14 protein-coding genes are annotated in these 17,155 nt (G+C 45.9%); 8 read left to right on the top strand and 6 right to left on the bottom strand.

Translation table 11 applies throughout. The features are described 5' to 3' along the window. Positions 1-41 precede the first annotated feature (41 nt). Entirely contained in the window at positions 42-845 is an 804-nt protein-coding gene (locus QUA34_RS10845) for a DUF2267 domain-containing protein (RefSeq protein ID WP_333386428.1), read from the top strand. 402 nt (positions 846-1,247) lie between these two features. Continuing rightward, positions 1,248-3,881 carry an EAL domain-containing protein gene (locus QUA34_RS10840; protein WP_333386426.1) on the top strand — a complete coding sequence of 878 codons (2,634 nt, stop codon included), beginning with the start codon at positions 1,248-1,250 and terminating at the stop codon, positions 3,879-3,881. Between the two features lie 36 nt (positions 3,882-3,917). Here QUA34_RS10840 and QUA34_RS10835 read toward each other — a convergent pair whose 3' ends face one another. Both QUA34_RS10835 and QUA34_RS10830 read right to left on the bottom strand, forming a co-directional pair. Then, positions 3,918-5,570 (bottom strand): alpha-amylase family glycosyl hydrolase, encoded by a 1,653-nt coding sequence (locus tag QUA34_RS10835; RefSeq protein ID WP_333386423.1) that lies wholly within the window; start codon positions 5,568-5,570, stop codon positions 3,918-3,920. A gap of 483 nt (positions 5,571-6,053) precedes the next feature. Further along, the gene (locus QUA34_RS10830) at positions 6,054-6,773 is read right to left on the bottom strand and encodes a response regulator transcription factor (RefSeq protein ID WP_333082892.1); all 720 of its coding nucleotides are present in this window, start codon (positions 6,771-6,773) and stop codon (positions 6,054-6,056) included. A 398-nt stretch (positions 6,774-7,171) separates the two neighbouring features. On the opposite strand from QUA34_RS10830, the gene QUA34_RS10825 reads away from it, so the two are divergent. Next, entirely contained in the window at positions 7,172-9,040 is a 1,869-nt protein-coding gene (locus tag QUA34_RS10825; RefSeq protein WP_333386419.1) for a PAS domain-containing sensor histidine kinase, read from the top strand. 249 nt (positions 9,041-9,289) lie between these two features. Here the strand turns inward: QUA34_RS10825 and QUA34_RS10820 are convergent, their stop codons facing one another. Then, a complete protein-coding gene (locus QUA34_RS10820; RefSeq protein WP_333325909.1) occupies positions 9,290-9,817 on the bottom strand; it encodes an orange carotenoid protein N-terminal domain-containing protein in 528 nt (175 codons plus the stop codon). A gap of 327 nt (positions 9,818-10,144) precedes the next feature. Between QUA34_RS10820 and QUA34_RS10815 the strand changes: the two genes are divergently transcribed. Beyond that, positions 10,145-10,513 (top strand): hypothetical protein, encoded by a 369-nt coding sequence (locus QUA34_RS10815; RefSeq protein ID WP_333325912.1) that lies wholly within the window; start codon positions 10,145-10,147, stop codon positions 10,511-10,513. Between the two features lie 190 nt (positions 10,514-10,703). On the opposite strand, the gene QUA34_RS10810 is transcribed toward QUA34_RS10815, so the two are convergent. Both QUA34_RS10810 and QUA34_RS10805 read right to left on the bottom strand, forming a co-directional pair. Then, positions 10,704-11,861, bottom strand: coding sequence for a glycerate kinase (locus QUA34_RS10810; RefSeq protein ID WP_333386416.1), 1,158 nt, complete (start codon positions 11,859-11,861; stop codon positions 10,704-10,706). Positions 11,862-12,064: 203 nt separating this feature from the next. Further along, complete coding sequence (locus tag QUA34_RS10805; RefSeq protein WP_333386413.1) at positions 12,065-12,397, bottom strand: DUF565 domain-containing protein; 333 nt, start codon at positions 12,395-12,397, stop codon at positions 12,065-12,067. 347 nt (positions 12,398-12,744) lie between these two features. Between QUA34_RS10805 and QUA34_RS10800 the strand changes: the two genes are divergently transcribed. The 4 genes from QUA34_RS10800 to QUA34_RS10785 all read left to right on the top strand — a co-directional run bounded on the left by QUA34_RS10800 (position 12,745) and on the right by QUA34_RS10785 (position 16,536). Continuing rightward, complete coding sequence (locus QUA34_RS10800; protein ID WP_333082887.1) at positions 12,745-13,323, top strand: hypothetical protein; 579 nt, start codon at positions 12,745-12,747, stop codon at positions 13,321-13,323. Positions 13,324-13,642: 319 nt separating this feature from the next. Next, the gene (locus QUA34_RS10795; RefSeq protein WP_333386410.1) at positions 13,643-15,559 is read left to right on the top strand and encodes a glycosyltransferase family 39 protein; all 1,917 of its coding nucleotides are present in this window, start codon (positions 13,643-13,645) and stop codon (positions 15,557-15,559) included. A 42-nt stretch (positions 15,560-15,601) separates the two neighbouring features. Then, positions 15,602-16,129 carry a GNAT family N-acetyltransferase gene (locus QUA34_RS10790; RefSeq protein WP_333386407.1) on the top strand — a complete coding sequence of 176 codons (528 nt, stop codon included), beginning with the start codon at positions 15,602-15,604 and terminating at the stop codon, positions 16,127-16,129. Between the two features lie 137 nt (positions 16,130-16,266). Further along, positions 16,267-16,536: a hypothetical protein gene (locus tag QUA34_RS10785; RefSeq protein WP_333325928.1), complete on the top strand. Its 270-nt coding sequence runs from the start codon at positions 16,267-16,269 to the stop codon at positions 16,534-16,536. Here the strand turns inward: QUA34_RS10785 and QUA34_RS10780 are convergent. After that, a complete protein-coding gene (locus QUA34_RS10780) occupies positions 16,533-17,144 on the bottom strand; it encodes a hypothetical protein (protein ID WP_333386405.1) in 612 nt (203 codons plus the stop codon). The genes QUA34_RS10785 and QUA34_RS10780 overlap by 4 nt on opposite strands. Positions 17,145-17,155 lie beyond the last annotated feature (11 nt).

Here is a 17,155-nt window from a genome sequence, read left to right as displayed (position 1 = left end):
TTTTACATGAGCTTTACCGGATATTAACCTAGGAGGTTTTAATGACAATTCCAATCAGAGACGACCTGACTTACATTTTGCTCAAAAAGATTGGCAGCGGAAACGGCAGGGGAGAGTCGGAAATTAGGAACGCAGCCGAAGAATATGTGGGTCACCAGGTGGCGGAAGCGGAATTGCTCGGTCATCTGGAATACCTCAACCAAAGAGAATTTATCAAAGCTGACTTTAGTGGAGAACCTTACGGAGGAACTGAGGTATTGCCGCCTTTAGTCGCATTTCAAGAAGCTGATTTAACAGAAAAAGGTCGCAAACTGTTACACAAAATGGAGACGAATCCTCCGAAGTCGCTCCATCAAGAAGGGTCGGCAGTTCCTATCGCTTCAAAGGATATGCCGTTTTTGGAAAAAGTGATGGTAAACGGTCACTTGGAGGATATTTTTGATGCCCGTGACATTACCGAAGTAGTGTACCGGGTCATGCGCGATGTGATGACAAAAGACGCCATCGAGCACGTGGAATCTGAATTGCACAAAGAAGTTTTGCCTACGGATGACAAAACCCTGCAACAAGAAATAGCCGACCTCTGGAAAGATACCAATCCGCTGGTGGGATTGCTCAGCCGGATACGTCAACCTTTGACCGGCCCGCCTGCACCTGCGGGGATCGATGGCAATTTGTTTGCACGGAGGGTGGAACTAGAAGGCGCACTTCCTTCAGGAGTAAAACCGGAAACTGCGATCGCCGCTGTATTTTCGGCAACGAAGGATGAGCTGTCCGAGGAGCGAATTCAGGAAATAGCTGGCTTTTTGCCGGACAGAATTCGGGAAATTTGGGCGTCTGCTTAACGAGACGTTTTAAGGTATAAATACTTACCAGCCGGGTTGAGCAACCAGTATTTTCCCTCCCGAGGGCAGAATACTGGTTGCTCAACCCGGTTTCTTTATACTTTTGGTCTGGTAGCTCTGCAATTGCTTTGTAGTGAGGACTTGAGTCCTGATCAAACTCGATCGAACTTTCGTCCTCACTAATTGTCAGATCGCTCTTGCCTTGCCTTGTAAGTGCTGTGAAAAACCCGGTTTATCACTCAAATTTGTCTAAAAATCAGAAATATCCCCAGAAACCGAGTTTCGCGCTCTTGGGTTGGGTCAAGCCCCTAGACAGAGCGAAAGTATTGTAATGTATAATACAAGGCAAGTTAAGACTGTGGCTCGCAAAAATGCTGTCAACAGCCCGGGAGATCAAAAGGCATGACCCGCACCAAAGTTACACAAATGTCACGATCGACTTTAGAACAAGAGATTTTACTCAATCGAATTACCAATCGCATCCGCAACTCTTTAGAACTGCAAGAGATTTTGACGACAACTGCCCGAGAAATCCGCAGCTTTTTACAGAGCGATCGAGTAAAAGTTTATCGCTTTGAGACCGACGGTAGCGGTGAGGTCATTGCTGAGTCCATCAACGGTGACAATTTGCCCTCTATGCTGGGTTTGCGCTTTCCACCAGGCGACATTCCCCATAGTGCTCGGGAAATGTTTCTCAAAGCGCGGCAGCGAGTGATTGTAGATGTGGAATTGAAGCATCAAACAATTAATCGGTTAGATTGTCCCGAAACCGGTAAAACTTTAGCAGTTGAAGATATTACCTATCGTCCTGTAGACCCTTGTCACGCTGAATATCTGAAGGCTATGGGGGCACGTTCTTCTCTGACGGTGCCGATTTTGCATCAAAATCACCTTTGGGGGCTGTTGGTGTCTCACCATAGTCAACCGAAACGGTTTAGCGATCGAGAATTGAAAATGGTGCAGTTGCTTGTGGATCAACTTTCAATTGCGATCGCCCAATCTTTTCTGCTGAGTCAAGCTAGACAGCAAGCGCGTGACGAAGCCGTTATTAACCAAATTACCAGTTTGCTGCATTCTCCTCTGGAACTAAACGAAATTCGGAAAGTAGTTCTCGAACAAACTGTCAAGCATTTGCGTGGTTCAGGAGGGCGACTCTACATTGCAGCCGAGTTTGGCGATCGGCCCGCTTTGCTTTATACCTGTGGCCAGCAGCCCGCGGACATCGACCTTGAACTCAGCCCATTTTGGCAGCAGATTATGGGGAGGGCAAACCAAGACGATCCACCACAAACAGCTAATCATACAAGCCAATTAGGTATTTTTGAAAATCTATATTCCCAGCATTACAGCTCAATTGACAGCAATATTTCCAGTTTTCTCGTACCGCACTTGTACGCAATTTCCGATATTTCTAAAGAACCTCAACTCAAATCTGTATCTGCCAATTTAGTCGCAGCTTGCATTCGAGCATTTTTGGCAGTACCGCTGCAATACCGCCAACAGTGCATCGGCTGTCTCACCGTTTTTCGCAGCCCTATACAAACCGAAATTTTGTGGGCGGGCCGTTGCAGTTCGGACACCCGGCACGATCGTCCCCGACAGTCATTTGCAGCTTGGAAAGAAATCAAAACAGGCGAAGCTCAAAAGTGGACCAGCGAAGAACAGAAGCTAGCACAATCTTTAGGAACTCACCTGTACATGGCTGCAATGCAGAGGCGTGTCGAGGCGATGATCCGACATCAAGCTTCTCACGACCCATTAACCGGTTTACCTAATAGATTACTGTTTAATGAAAGGCTGTCTTTAGCTTTAGCTAGCGCTCACCAAAATGGAGAAATGCTGGCGGTAATCTTTCTAGATTTAGATAGATTTAAAAATGTTAACGATACCCTCGGTCATCCAGTGGGCGATTTGTTGCTGCAAAGTGTATCTCGGCGTTTGACTAAGTGTTTGCGCGTGGGGGATTCGATGGCTCGTTGGGGCGGAGATGAATTTACTGTACTGCTGTACAATATCAACACCCCGGAGGAAGCAACTAAAATTTGCAAGCTAATTATCCAGAGTTTAAGCAGTCCTTTTAATTTTGAAGGTCTGGAACTTTATATTAAGGCTAGCTTGGGAATTGCTTTGGCTCCTTACGACGGAGAAGATGCAGAAACTTTGCTAAAAAATGCTGATGCTGCGATGTATAAAGCTAAACAGAAAGGTCGCAATAATTATCAGTTTTACACGCAGGCGATCGGCAGTAAAGTCTCCGAGGATCTTAACTTAGAAAATGATCTTTACAAAGCTCTAAACAAATCTGAGTTTGTCCTGCACTATCAACCGCAAATAAATTTAAATACTGGCAAAATAGCGGGCATGGAAGCTCTGATTCGCTGGGAGCATCCCGAACGGGGTTTGATTCCTCCCGATCGATTTATTCCCTTAGCTGAGGAAACAGGATTAATCTGCCAAATTGACGAATGGGTGATGCGGACTGCTTGCTTGCAAAATCGAGCGTGGCAATTACTGGGATTGCCGCCGATTCGGATAGCAGTGAATTTATCAGCCCGCCAGTTTCTGCAACCTCACACTGTACAAACCATCGCTGAAATTTTATCAGAAACCAAGTTAAATCCCGAATATTTAGAAATAGAAATTACCGAGAGCATTGCGATGACAGATGTGAGCTTCACGGTGTCGGTATTGCAGCAGTTGCAGGACATGGGAATTCACATTTCTCTGGACGATTTTGGCACTGGTTATTCTTCGCTGTGGTCTCTGAAAAACTTTCCCCTCAATAATTTAAAAATAGACAAATCTTTCGTGGCCGATTTGGTGACAGGCAGCAGCGGTGCTACTATTGTGAAACTGGCGATCGCCTTGGGACAGGGGCTGAATTTACAGGTGATTGCGGAGGGAGTGGAAACAGCAGAACAGTTAGCGTTTTTGCGATCGCATCAGTGCGATATGGGTCAGGGTTACTTCTTTAGCAAACCAATACCGGCGGCGGCGGCAACGCAATTGTGCTTAGAAAATCAATCTGGGAAATAATATCGATTCCGGTGCAACCGGAATCGATATGACAGCTTACTGCCAAACAAACACTTTCGCTTCGTATTCGGGCAAGTCAATCATAATATTGTCATCGCCAGATTCAATATCATAATTCCCCGTCCATTCGTGCCAAGTTCCGTTGGCAGGGAAGTGGGGAACGCTGTAACCTGCCAGATAATTTTCCGACATATTCGCCACTACTACAACTCTGGAACCTTCATCATTCCAGCGAGTGTAAGCAAAAACTTTCGAGTCGGGATCTTCGTGGAAAAACTCGATGTTTTCTGTGTAAAGTGCTTGGTTATTTTTACGCAGGTGAATCAAGCCTTTGTAGTATTCCCACAAACCTTTATTCAGGTCATTTCCTAGCAGCGTCCAGTCAATTTTAGATTGCTCAATTGTTTTGCCTTTGTATTCGCCAAATTCTTCGCCCATCCAAATCAGCGGCACGCCAACTGCTGTCATTAACAGTACGGTTCCCAACTTCGCCCGCTTGAATGCTGCTTCATCCAAAATTCCGCGATCGCCCAATTCGGCAAAAATGCGATCGTGATCGTGATTGCTCAAATAATTGACTACATTCGTAGCACCCAAGTAACCTTGCCGCTTGCAGTCGATTACCTCTTTGAGCCGTTCTAAATCAAAATTGTCCCCGCAGAGTTGTGGAATTATGGAGTGATAGAAACTGTCGTGCCAGCAGCCGTCCATAGGCCCGTCTAGATTGGTGATGCTGGGCTCGTCGGGAATGTATTCGGCAACAGTGTAAAACGGTTTGGGGCCGGCGACATTTTTGGCTTCTTGAACTACCCAGTGCATAAAATCATAGTTAGCAATTTGTCGCGCCGCGTCGAAACGAATGCCGTCGAGATGATATTCTTGAACCCAGAAGCGGACTGTATCGCCAGCAAATCTGCGTGCGGGGAAAGTTCCTAAGTTTTCGTCGTAGAATTCGTAGTTAAATTCCGGGCCCCAATTGTTGTCTGGATCGCGGGGTTCATGGTGATACCAATAATCGTGATCGATTTGAGTGAGGGGGCTCGATGCTTCCGAGTGGTTGTAAATCCCGTCCATGATCACGCGAATCCCGCGCCCGTGACACTCGTCTATCAGGTTTTTGAGTTCTTCTGTGGTTCCGTAGCTGGACTCGGCAGCGAAGAAGTAGCGCGGGTTGTAGCCCCAACTGTAGTCGCCTGGGTATTCTTTGAGGGGCATGAGTTCGATCGCGTTGATGCCGAGTTCGACTAGGTAATCGAGTTTTTCGACGACGTGCTTGTACTTGCCGCGGGCCAGCGGGTCTGCTTCGCCACCGGAAAAGTCGGCAACGTGCATTTCATAAATCACTAATTCCCGATCGGCCGGTAGCGGTTTATCGTCGTGTTTCCAGACGTAGGTATCGACAATGCGATCGCCATCTTTGATCCGAACAAGGCCGTTTTGAGTAGGATCGTCGATGTCAGTCGCGTAGGGATCGACCACATCTACCCACTGATCTGCTTCCAGAAACCAGCTTTTCGACTGAACGCGAAATTTGTATTGATAAACGCCATCCTCCAACTCAACTCGCGTGCGAAAATAACCTTCTTCGTCCTTTTCCATCGGAATATCTTCCCAATTAGAAAAAGAGCCAATCAAGGCAGCTCCTTCGTTGTAGGGAGCAAATAACTTGAATTCAATTGGGGCGGCCATAATACCTCTTTCTAAAATATTTCAGTAGCAGTTGATACTTTTAATTTCGCAAATTTAAGCGAACTCAGGCATCACTCTACGGATATAATTTTTTTAAGGCTTAACTCTTCCTAAAAGTATCGTAATCTGGCCTCTGTATCCGCCTTTTATGAGTTGGTATCGCGCAATATTGGCAGTGCCAGCGAAATTTATCTAACTGGGGATCGCTCAACAACAAGTATTAGTAATACGCTATTTTTTTAGCATCTATCTTAAGGTAGATTTACTGATTAAAAAATAAAAAAATATCTGTACTGGGATAGATGTAACTTTAAAGTTTACTTTTTTTTAACAACAAACAATTGCTCGGCGGGTGCACACTGCCTATCCTAATTTTTTGGTAACAATTAGTGAGTCGGTGTGCACTGCACACCCTTAATCCGTGGCCGTAAGGTGCGCCCAGCGCACCCTACTTTTAACTTGATTTTGCCTGATGATCGGGCTTCATCCAACCAAGCCAGAACGCAGGGCGAGAACGGCTGCCTGAGTGCGGTCATCAGCGCACAACTTGTTCAAAATATTGCGGACGTGAGTCTTGACTGTACCGACAGTAATGTAAAGCTTTTCGGCGATTGCAGCATTGCTGTAACCCTGCACGATCAGTTCCAAAACCTCTAATTCCCGTTCGGTTAAAGGGTAAGTCTCAATGATGTGACTGAACTCAGGTTCAGCAGCCTTAATTGTGACTCTTTTGCCCTCAGCCTTCGGTTCTTCCGGCGCGGCTTCCTGAGTGCGAGCTTGTTTCAGGACGATACGGGCGATCGCCGGATCGATCCAAGAGTTACCTTCGTGAGTTACTTTTACTACATCTAATAACTGATCGAAGCTAATATCTTTCATGCAGTAAGAGTCAGCTCCGGCGGCAAAAGCTGCCAGAACTTCTTCTTCATTGTCCTGAAAAGTCAGAATCAAAATTTTTGTATCAGGATCGGACTCCGCTACCGATTTCTTGAACTTTTGTGTAAGTTCAATGCCATCAAAATCCGGCAAGCCAATGTCTACAATTGCCACGTCAGGTTTTGAAGACTGAAGCAGTTTCAAACCCTCTGTAGCGTTAGCTGCATCGCCGACAACTTCTATCGTGTCACGCTGTTGTAAAGCTGTGCGGATGCCGACTCTTGTCAGGTCATGGTCTTCTACCAAAGCAACGCGAATTTTACTCATCTTTCTTCCAATAGCCCGCTAAACTTTTAAAATATCATCAACTGACTCAGCTTAACTGAGTCAATTTGAGAATGTGTCCTGATTTAGGGTTTTACAGGCCGCACATCATTTTCAAGCATACTCATGCAGCCGCCAAGAAAGCAAGTTAATTTTTAAGTTATTTTGCGGCGATGCCTACACGAGCCTTCATCGGGACAGGTAAGCTCTCTATGTTTTAACAGTTTAACTGAATTATGCCATTGTCCCCCCCTTGATAGAGGTATAGATACCATTACCCCGATAAATTTAAAGTATAAAAAATTTTGATGCACTTGAGCCGTCAAAATAAATAAAGCTAGCAGCAGGAGTCTTTAGCCGGTGTTAGGGCTCTAGTCCAATGCTTATTTATATAACCTGTTATGACTCAGTATCACGGCAATAACTCTTTTCCCTCGGAGTTTTCCGACTCTGAAATCTTACACAAAGTATCTGAAACAACATCCCCCCAACCGCAAGTTGGCGACTGCGAAACTCAGGACGGTCGCCTGTGGTCGGAAATTCCTCACATAGTTTGGAAAACAAAGGCCGACGGCTGGGCGACTTATTTCTGTCAGCGCTGGGAGGAGTACACGGGCGTACCAGCAGCAGCAGCTTTGGGTTTCCGATATCTGGCGCAGATTCACCCAGAAGACCGCCCTCGTCTATTGGCGAGATCGCACAGTTCTAAGTTCCCGCCGCCAAGCTACGAAATTATATTTCGTCTGCGGACGCGAGAGGGCACTTACCGCTGGAACCTGGTCAGAGGAACGCCCGCTAATGTAGACAGTCAGGAAGTTTTGGAGTGGGCAGGAACCTACACAGAAATCGACGCCATCCAAAAAACTCCAGCCGAACCCCAAGCAGAACCAGAGTTTTTGCCCCATCCAGTGCCCTCGGAAGACAATTTCACAGCAAAAGATTTGTGTGAAGCCCGGACGGTAAGGGACGCGGAACAGGAGTTGCACGCGATTGATCGATTTACAAATCAGTTGAGCCAGCGCGCGGGTAGCTTGTGCCAGTTGTTGCAAGGCATTGCGGATGCGACTGTAGAGGCGCTCGCAGGAGCGGAATTTTGCCTAGTTGCTCTCCTGGAGTACGATTGCAGCGGCCTCAAAGTCAGCGCTGTCGGGGGCACGGAAAACTTTGGTGAGGGTAAAACCCCGCACGTGCAAAACAAGCTGCTGTGGGAAGCATTTGCGACGGGAGAGTCTGTACTGTTGCGGTCGGAGTGCCCTGACGGCTGGCTGCCGGCGGCGGCCTGTGCTGCGGCGATCGAGTCGGCGCCAAGCGGGCGTTTGGGTGTGTTGGCCATCGGCAACGGGAAAGACAGCAGGGCGATTGACGGGCATACTCAGCAACTGCTGGCGGTGATGGGAAAACAAGCTGCGATCGCAATTAACAACGCGCTGGCGATCGAAAAATTAAAAAAGCAGGAACAGCTTTTAGACTTGCAAAACGAGCTGCTAATTCGCCAGCAGGAAGAACTGGAAAATCAGGGGCGACGCATTCAACAGCAAAAATTGCAACTGCTAGAAGCAGCCAAGTTAAAATCGCAATTTTTGGGCATTATGTCCCACGAATTGCGAACTCCCATGAATTCGATTATCGGCTTTTCCCAATTGCTGCTGCGCCAGCACAAACAACTGCTGAGCGCCCAGCAAACAGAAATGGTGGGGCGCATTTTACATAACGGCAAAAACCTGCTACTGCTAATTAACGATATCCTCGACCTCTCCAAAATCGAGAGTGGCCGCACAGAATTAAAAATTGAAAAATTTAATTTAGCGCATTTAGTAATGGATGTCGCCCTGGAATTCGGAAATCAAGCCACCGATAAGAACGTGGCATTGTCCGTCAGCGTCTGCTTGCAGGATCAGTTGATAGTTAATGACAAGTTGCGCCTGCGGCAAATTTTGGTGAATCTCGTTTCCAACGCGGTTAAATTCACGCATGAGGGCAGCATTTACATTGAGGTGCGGGAATTAAATCGCGATCGGCTAAGTATCACCGTTCGGGATACAGGAATCGGCATCTGTGAAACCGATCTTCCCCACATTTTCGACAAATTTCGCCAAGGCGACCAAACAACAACTCGCCAATATCCAGGCACCGGTTTAGGACTCGCTATTTGTGCGTCTTTAGTCAAGATGATCGACGGTACAATTACTGCCGAAAGTCAACCCAACAAAGGTTCGATATTTCGGATGGAATTCCCGCGAAAAGTTTACCCTAAAAAACTCACTTGCTGACTGAAAACCTTTTTATATTTATCAGAATGGCAGATTTTAACTGATCATACAAAAACTTTCGTCCCTCTCTAAGACACGAAAGAATAAATATGAGTAAGAGCAAAAAAAGGTTTTACCTACTAATTATAGCGGTAGGGTGCGCCGAGACGCACCCTACATATAGAGGTTTTGGGTAATTCCTTTATTCTTGAGTCCCTCTCTGCTAAGAGGAGAGTTTGTGTAGGATAGGTTGCAACAGCAGACTCTTATCTACAGACTAGAAGTTTTCCCTACTTCCGCCTGAGTAGCAATTGGTTTAACATCGGTGTAGCCCATATTATTAGCTACGTCGCGCAGCACTGTAATTTGCTGTTCAAACTCAAGACCTTCAATTTGACCCAACACGCCATTGACAGCCTCAGTTGCCTCATATCCTTCGGGGATATCGACAATTGTTTCCCCCATACCAATAGCCCAAGCATACCAAACTACCAACTGATTGTTAGCAGTTAAAGCTCCGTAAGCGTGAGAATACGGCGTGTCATCGCCGTTGACAATACCGCGCATTATATTCAGTTGTTGGTCATGGGAAAGCTTGTAAAAATCATCCAGCAGCATGGGAGCTAATTGTGGGTCGGCGGCGGCGGGAGCGGCTGGTGTAACTGAATCTCCCATTTTTTCATAAACAAAATAGAGCAGCGCCAGTTTTTCATCTGTACCCAACCCGTTGATTGTCTGAACGATGTTTTTAGTGTCGTTGGAGAGAGAGTGAGGATTGGTGGCGGCGGGTGAGTTCATAAACAAAATTCCTTAAAAATGCTTCCAGAATATACAAATATCAAGATTTGTAAGTACAAGTCACCATCCCCGAGAGGTAATACGATTTTAGATTTTAGATTTTAGATTTTAGATTAAACAATGGGGAATGGCTTAGTATGTATGGGTTGGGAGCTTGCCTAAAGCTGCATTCTTTTCGGAAAGTGATGTAATGTTAAGGCACTAACCTAGAATAAATCATCCTTAAGATAGAAGCCAACGATACATCTGCGGGTAGATGAAAAAGCCGGGGAGCAAAGTAATAATTGATACAGTGAATTGTTAAATAAAACTAGCAAGGAGTCGGCTATGTCTCAAATCAATACAGAAGTCAATAACACTGAAAACTTTGACGCTCAGCAGATCACTGAAAGCGCGGAAGCTGGAGAACAAAAGTTGCCGACCGTGGATGTATCAGCAGACTACGAAGCTTCAAAAGAATTCAGCGTTAGTGACATCGATCGCACTGGTGCCGGCGCTCAAGCTGCCGCCGCTGCAACTGCACCTAAATTTCCTATTCCCGCCCCTACAGATAATATTGCAAAGCCGGCAGATACAAGCGGCAATCCCGCTGATTTTCGTTCGATGGCTCAGGAAATTACGCCTGCAGGTACACCGGGCGAAGTTACCGACGATTTGATGCAGAAAGCGATCGATCTTGGGACTCCTGGCAGTTAATTTAGAAATTCTCCATCCTCGATGCAAAACCTCTGTATTGTAGGGTGCTGATGCCCCGCCTTAGCCCTATAATTCCCGCGTCAAATCACGTTTTGCATAAGTCCTGAATTGTCAAGTGAGTGCACGATAAGCTGCAATATAGTAGGGACACAACAATGTTGTGTCCTTAAATTTTTAATTTTTAGTGTCCCTAATCGTTTAATTTTAAGTCGATCGCCCGACAAATTTTGCCGACAGTGCGATCGCCCAAAATTTCAATTACTAAATCAACGCGATCGCCCTCCAGCATCGACTTAATAAATAACTCTGGATGCAGCGCTTTCCAGAAATATTCGACAAACCGATTAATTTCAGCTTCTGACATTCCCGACTTCCCCGCCGCCATCATTTCCCGTTCCGCCTGATTGCGCCACACTTGAGAAAGGCGATAATCTTGGGGATACAAAACCATCAACCGATCTAATCGGTTCCACAGCGGCAGATAGTCGTGCAGCTTCGCATTCATATCCCGCGCAAACTGACAGTCGTTTTCTGTGGAAATCGGAAACGGTGCAGCCGCCAAAAACTCGTTTAACTTGGCATCAACCACCGGATTCACACCGACAAACCAACCTTCAAAAAGTACAATATCCGCACCGGAAATAATTTCGGGTTGACTTCTATCTCCTGCACCTCCATAGGCAGATTTGTCAAACCTGGGAATTTCTATATTTTTTATTATATCCGGTTTGAGGGCATCAGATTGTGGATTGTCAACTGCTGCTAAATTGCGAGTTTGAGAAGCGCGCAACTTGTCTAAAACTGCGATTCCCAAGTCAATATCGTGAGTGCCGGGGGGGCCGCGCCAAATTAAACGCGGGTCTGCTTTTTGGAGTTGTTGGCGATCGGCATAAGTCTTGTAAAGATCGTCTAAAGAAAGGCTGACAGTAGAATATCCCAATTTTCCCAGAATCAGCCTCAAAACTTGGCATAAAGTAGTTTTTCCCGTTCCTTGCACTCCTAAAATTCCTTGAATTAAAGGACGGTTTAAACTTTGTTTGGCAGTCGATAATTGCATGGCCAGCGGCAGCCACAGATTCCACAAAGTTTCGAGGAAAACAGTTGACTTTAGGGGGAAAGTATGCAGATCGTCAAGAAGAGAAAAGAATAAATCGGTTTTGCAGCGGACAACATCGGCTACATTGTCGGGAGTAATACCAAAAGCGCGCGATCGCACATCATCCGCAAGTTCCCACAAAGCCAGTTGATCGAAGTCGGGAGCTTTTGGGCGATCCTCTTCCAGGGCTTCGTTAACGCCGGCTTGCCACCGATGTAAAATTTCAACAGGGGTAACAGTCGATCGAGCCATATCCTAAAAACTCTCTAGGCGGGGGCGGGTTTTGTACAAATACTATCTGCAATTGACAAATATTTGACCCCACCCAACAACGAATACAAGCCCCAACTCCGGTCGTGGAGAGTTCAAAAATTCCGACCCTAGTTCAAATTAAAATTTTTTAAGAGCACGTTTTTATAAATACTATCTACAGCAGACCAATATTTCACCATTTTTTAAGAACCTAGTTTAAAAGCCTCCACAAATAAATTGTAAGTCAGACCAATTTTCAGAGCATTGAGCATCTCCACCCACAAAGAACCTGCCCCAGGCCGCAGGCGGGCGTAAACCAGCCAGTTGGCGAACTCCGTCAACAACACTAACAGCCCGGCCGCGATAATATCCCAATCAGCGGATTGTCCCGCGATCGTCGAAATAGCTGTTCCCAAAAAAGTGCCGAACAGCAGGCTAATTAACAGGAGCGAAATCCGTCGCCAAGGATTGTTGAGCCAGCCTCGGAAGCGATCGCCCAGAACATCAATTAATCTGTTAATTCGGGTATTCTGCATAAAAGTTATACCATTTGAGATTTGAGATGCGGAATTACTGATAACTATTGGGGTTTGGAGTACGGGCCTATAGTGGTACTCTTTTTTTCAACTGGTATTAAAAGCTATACCGATAAGTAAACAAATGACCCCCCCGACCAACTCCAAATCCTTACCAAAGTCAGTATGTCGCCATCTAAAATCTCAAATTTAACATCTAAGATGGTATTGAGCGATCGCGGACTTATAGCCGAGAACGGTCAAGTAATTAAGTGTAACTGTATCTTGTGGCACAGCAGCCCCTGGTTTTACATTAAAAATAGTTAAGACTCATTACCGGTGCAGTCTATCCTGTAAGCCTAAAATTTATGAATCTTAAAATTTACCAGATCGTAATTGGAGTGTCGATCGTCCTAATTACAGGAATGTTTCTAGGACGTTTTGAAATCACTATCTCCAACGGTTCAAATCCTTCCAGCGATTGGCCCTCACAAGCCACCGCATATCCCCCCACACTCCCCGTTTCCCCAGTCGCCACAGCTTCTGCCGACACGACCAGCGAGCCCAAGCCCGACTCAACACCAACCCCCCCAGATGCAGAGGAGGAATTGCTTTCCTCAGTCCCTGTAAATGCTAAAGCCTCCGGCCTTTTGCGCGTCAGCAACCGCAGCGAACACCCAGTGCGAGTGGCCCTGCTGTCGAAACGGCAAGCCAAGGAATCCTATGGAAAACCCGCGCACTGGGATTTTGCGCCGGGGGAAGGCGGTGGCAAGGGACTGATGCTATCGCTGCCGGAGGGCAAGTTACAAGTCAAACGGGGAGACATTCTGGTGGTTTTTGCTCAGGATGGTTCTCGCCGCTACTGGGGGCCTTTCGTCGCCGGGGAGACACCCTCGCCGGCTTGGAACAGCACAGCCGGAGAATGGCAGTTAATTTTGCAGCCGTGAACGCTTAGCTGCAGGCCAAGATTTTGGTCGAGAAAGACGGTTGATACGGTTTTATTGAGAATGGTGCCGCTATGGGAGTTAACCTCAGATAGCGACATCATTATCAGGAACAGGCTGTCCGGCCTGTTCCACAAAGAGTGAATTTTCTTGTGGGGAGTAGGGGTTGGGCATCCTACGCGCCCATGAAAGCCTTGTTGAGAATGGTGCAACATCTGTGTTTAACCGGATTCGATCGAATGGGGAGTTTCGAGAATGCGAATCTTTCGGTAGACTCTCTATGCGAGCTAAAATTTAAAATCTAAAATCGCAGGAAGTTTGGGTGAAGGAAGTTATTAAAAGTTTGTCAGAGTTTAGAAATCGCCCGATCGCACCTTTGCTGCTATCGATTTTATGGCTGTGCGCGATCGCCTGGGTAGGTTTCTTGTGGAATCTCGGCAACATCGGTTTAGTTGACGAAACGGAACCGTTATTTGCCGAAGCCGCCCGTCAAATGACGGTGACAGGGGATTGGATCACTCCTTATTTCAACGGCGAAACCAGGTTTGACAAGCCGCCGTTGATTTACTGGCTGATGGCGGTGGCTTACCGCACGCTGGGCGTTAACGAATGGGCCGTGCGTCTTCCCTCGGCTTTGTGCGCGATCGGTCTGACTTGCCTCGGATTTTATACCTTATGGAAGGAAGAAGGAAGTTCGGCAACGAGCAATGTACGGGATTTAACGGATGTCAGGAAGAAGGAAAAAGTCCTATGGAAGCCGGAAGAAGAAACAGAGAATAACAACTCACAACTCAAAAATCGTCGTCTTCCCCTCTTTTTTTCTACTCCTTGGATTGGTGCGGCCCTAATAGCTTTAAATCCCCAAACTATTGCCTGGGGAAGGACTGGCGTTTCAGATATGCTATTAGTCGCCTGTATGTGTTCGGCACTACTCGCATTTTTTCTCGGTTACACTCTAGAAGAACAGAGAGAAAAAGCAGAATTTTCCACTGTTTCCGCTTCCCGATTTCCTAATAAGTGGTATCTGACTTTTTACGTACTAATTGCCTTAGCAATTCTGGCTAAGGGGCCTGTGGGAATTGTCTTGCCAGCGCTGATTGTTGGCAGCTTCGGGCTTTATTTGGGAAATTTTCGGCAACTTTGGCGCGAAATGCGTCCGGTGTCGGGAATCTTGATTATTCTGGCGATCGCCTTGCCTTGGTACATTTTGGTTATTTTAGCCAACGGTCAAACTTATATTGACAGCTTTTTTGGCTATCACAATTTCCAGCGTTTTACTGGAGTAGTCAACAAGCACTCGGCGCCTTGGTATTTTTACTTTTTTGTAGTGCTAGTTGGTTTTGCACCTTGGTCGATTTATTTACCCGTGGCGATCGCCCGCACCCGTTTTTGGCAGCGCAGTTACTGGCGTCGTCAACCGCGATCGGCTCAGTTGAGTTTATTTGCCCTATTTTGGTTCGGCTGCATTTTTGGCTTTTTCACGATCGCCGTGACCAAATTGCCCAGTTATGTATTGCCTTTAATCCCCGCCGCTGCAATTTTGGTAACGCTGCTGTGGAGCGATATTATTGCAGGCAATGAACCCGGAAACAAGCGGGTAAAGTTAGAAAAAAAACCGAATTCTTTACCGCGAGGGCTGTTAGCTACATACATTTTCAATGTCGTATTTTTATTAATTATAGCCGGAGCAACTTTCTACTGCTACAACTGGCTGGGAGACGACCCGGCAATGCCCAATTTTCCCCAAGCAATTCAGCAGTCGGGATTGCTGATTGTCGGCGGTACGATTTGGATAACTACAGCGGTGGCGATCGCACTTTTACTTTGGCAGCGGCAACAACGCTGGATTTTGGTTGCTAACTTCATCGGGTTAGTAGCATTTATCATCTTTGGTCTTACTCCCGCCTACAAAGTCGTCGATATCAACCGCCAGTTACCTCTGAGACAATTAGCGCAGGTTGCGGTTCAACAAAAACTGCCGGGGGAAGAGTTTATTATGGTTGGTTTCTGGAAACCCAGTCTGGTTTTTTATACCGAAGGGCCGGTGACTTACTACCGAGCTGTCAGAAGGGCGATCGATTACATTAAGCAATCTAAAAACGCAAATTCTCCCTCTATTTTGCTGCTGGGATATCCAGAGAAATTTGTGGAATTAGGATTGCAGCCAAGTCAATATCAATTGTTGGATACTCGGGGCGCTTACCAACTCGCCAGGGTTCCGAGACAAGCGTTTCAATAGTGCCTATAGTGTGATCTCATACTTGTTAAACAAGGTAGAAAAATGATTACAACTAAGAATCTTCAACTACTTGCCGTCGAAAGGATTCACATAGAAGCTTTCTTACGAAGTAAAAGCCAGCTTGCAGCAATTTTAAATGTCATAGTGCCTAATAGCTGGCCTCATTTCCCGGAAGCATTTTCCCTCCCTGCTGACGAATCTTCCGAATCCAATCCGCCTCCAACTGACTGGCACAGCTACTTCTTTATTCATCCAAAAAATCAAGTGCTTGTCGGCAATGGAGGTTTCACAGGCTCACCTGATGAGTCGGGGAATGTAGAGATAGGTTATGAAATTGCTTCCGAATATTGGAATCGCGGATTTGCAACTGAGGTGGCACAGGGAATGATCGATTATGCTTTCGCTCGCGAGGAGGTGAAAGCAGTCATCGCCCACACTTTAGCTGAAAAAAATGCCTCGAATAGCGTGTTGCAAAAAGTGGGAATGAAGTTCATTGCAGAGGTGGACGATCCTGAAGAAGGCAAGATATGGCGATGGCAAATAAGCAGGGATGAATATCATCCGACTTGAACTGTAACGCCGTTTCGCGGTTTAAGCCACTGGTTTTGGCGGTAATTTGAAGGTTCTCGGTTGGAGCATTAAATCTGGCAGATTGAATAAAAGCTATAATCTAGTCACTACCTAAAACCCGAAGCTCGGAGCCTACAATGGTTTCAATTCTCAACAAACCCTCCTCGTTAGTCCATGAGATTTGCATTGAAAAAGTCGATGGGTGGAAGTTGTTCAAATTTAGTGAACCGCTGCTACAGCGGATGGAACAATTGTTAGAGAATAAAAAGGCAGATCAACTAATGGCAGAAGAGGTAGCGGAACTCGACGCCATTGGGGAATTAGATCGCATCTTTACCCACATCAATGCAATGATGGTGGCTCAAGATGTCGATCAGCGATGCGACTATATAGAACGTTTTGGTTAGCCACGCCCTTCAATGTATCCCTTGAGAAGTTGGGTAAGAGCTAATACCTCAAGCATTAAGTAAGTGAATAAATTAGCTATTAAAAATGATTTATTAACTTGGCTTTTTTCAATTATTTTTAGTCCCCAACTACCTATTAATAATTCTAGGTAAACGGAAAAGAAAAACATAGGAATCAGTGTAATCATAATTTCCAACGGCAGAAATGGAAAAGAACCAGGCTGTACAGGCACGGTTGTTTGGAAGACGATATGTCCAATAAACGCCCCAATACAGAGGATAATAAAACCTCCCCCAATCGTCGATATGATATTTGTTATAAAAGCAATAAAAATTGCTTTTAGGATACTGAGATTGAGTAGTTTTTTGTGAATGCATGCTTCTATCGCGATAATGGGAATGAGCAAAATAATTTGATAGAAAACACTCTGACTGAATAATGGAATCCCTGCATTTGCGAGATATAGAGATGTATTTAAGTGCATGAAAAAGCTAATAGAAAACATAGAAGTGGGTTGACCGTAGTTATTAATGATGAGAATTAGCCTACCATTTGTTCGACCTACCCTCAACTTGGCTGAAACAAGGGATAATGGATAGGATGCCATTTTAATTGTAA

This window comes from Microcoleus sp. POL10_C6, from assembly GCF_036701585.1.
Lineage (GTDB): Bacteria > Cyanobacteriota > Cyanobacteriia > Cyanobacteriales > Microcoleaceae > Microcoleus.
This window is presented reverse-complemented; position numbering and strand designations above follow the sequence as displayed.

Coding starts and splice junctions, on each gene's coding strand:
- QUA34_RS10845 (WP_333386428.1), top strand. CDS start 42: ATGACAATTCCAATCAGAGACGACCTGACTTACATTTTGCTCAAAAAG.
- QUA34_RS10840 (WP_333386426.1), top strand. CDS start 1,248: ATGACCCGCACCAAAGTTACACAAATGTCACGATCGACTTTAGAACAA.
- QUA34_RS10835 (WP_333386423.1), bottom strand. CDS start 5,570: ATGGCCGCCCCAATTGAATTCAAGTTATTTGCTCCCTACAACGAAGGA.
- QUA34_RS10830 (WP_333082892.1), bottom strand. CDS start 6,773: ATGAGTAAAATTCGCGTTGCTTTGGTAGAAGACCATGACCTGACAAGA.
- QUA34_RS10825 (WP_333386419.1), top strand. CDS start 7,172: ATGACTCAGTATCACGGCAATAACTCTTTTCCCTCGGAGTTTTCCGAC.
- QUA34_RS10820 (WP_333325909.1), bottom strand. CDS start 9,817: ATGAACTCACCCGCCGCCACCAATCCTCACTCTCTCTCCAACGACACT.
- QUA34_RS10815 (WP_333325912.1), top strand. CDS start 10,145: ATGTCTCAAATCAATACAGAAGTCAATAACACTGAAAACTTTGACGCT.
- QUA34_RS10810 (WP_333386416.1), bottom strand. CDS start 11,861: ATGGCTCGATCGACTGTTACCCCTGTTGAAATTTTACATCGGTGGCAA.
- QUA34_RS10805 (WP_333386413.1), bottom strand. CDS start 12,397: ATGCAGAATACCCGAATTAACAGATTAATTGATGTTCTGGGCGATCGC.
- QUA34_RS10800 (WP_333082887.1), top strand. CDS start 12,745: ATGAATCTTAAAATTTACCAGATCGTAATTGGAGTGTCGATCGTCCTA.
- QUA34_RS10790 (WP_333386407.1), top strand. CDS start 15,602: ATGATTACAACTAAGAATCTTCAACTACTTGCCGTCGAAAGGATTCAC.
- QUA34_RS10785 (WP_333325928.1), top strand. CDS start 16,267: ATGGTTTCAATTCTCAACAAACCCTCCTCGTTAGTCCATGAGATTTGC.
- QUA34_RS10780 (WP_333386405.1), bottom strand. CDS start 17,144: ATGGCATCCTATCCATTATCCCTTGTTTCAGCCAAGTTGAGGGTAGGT.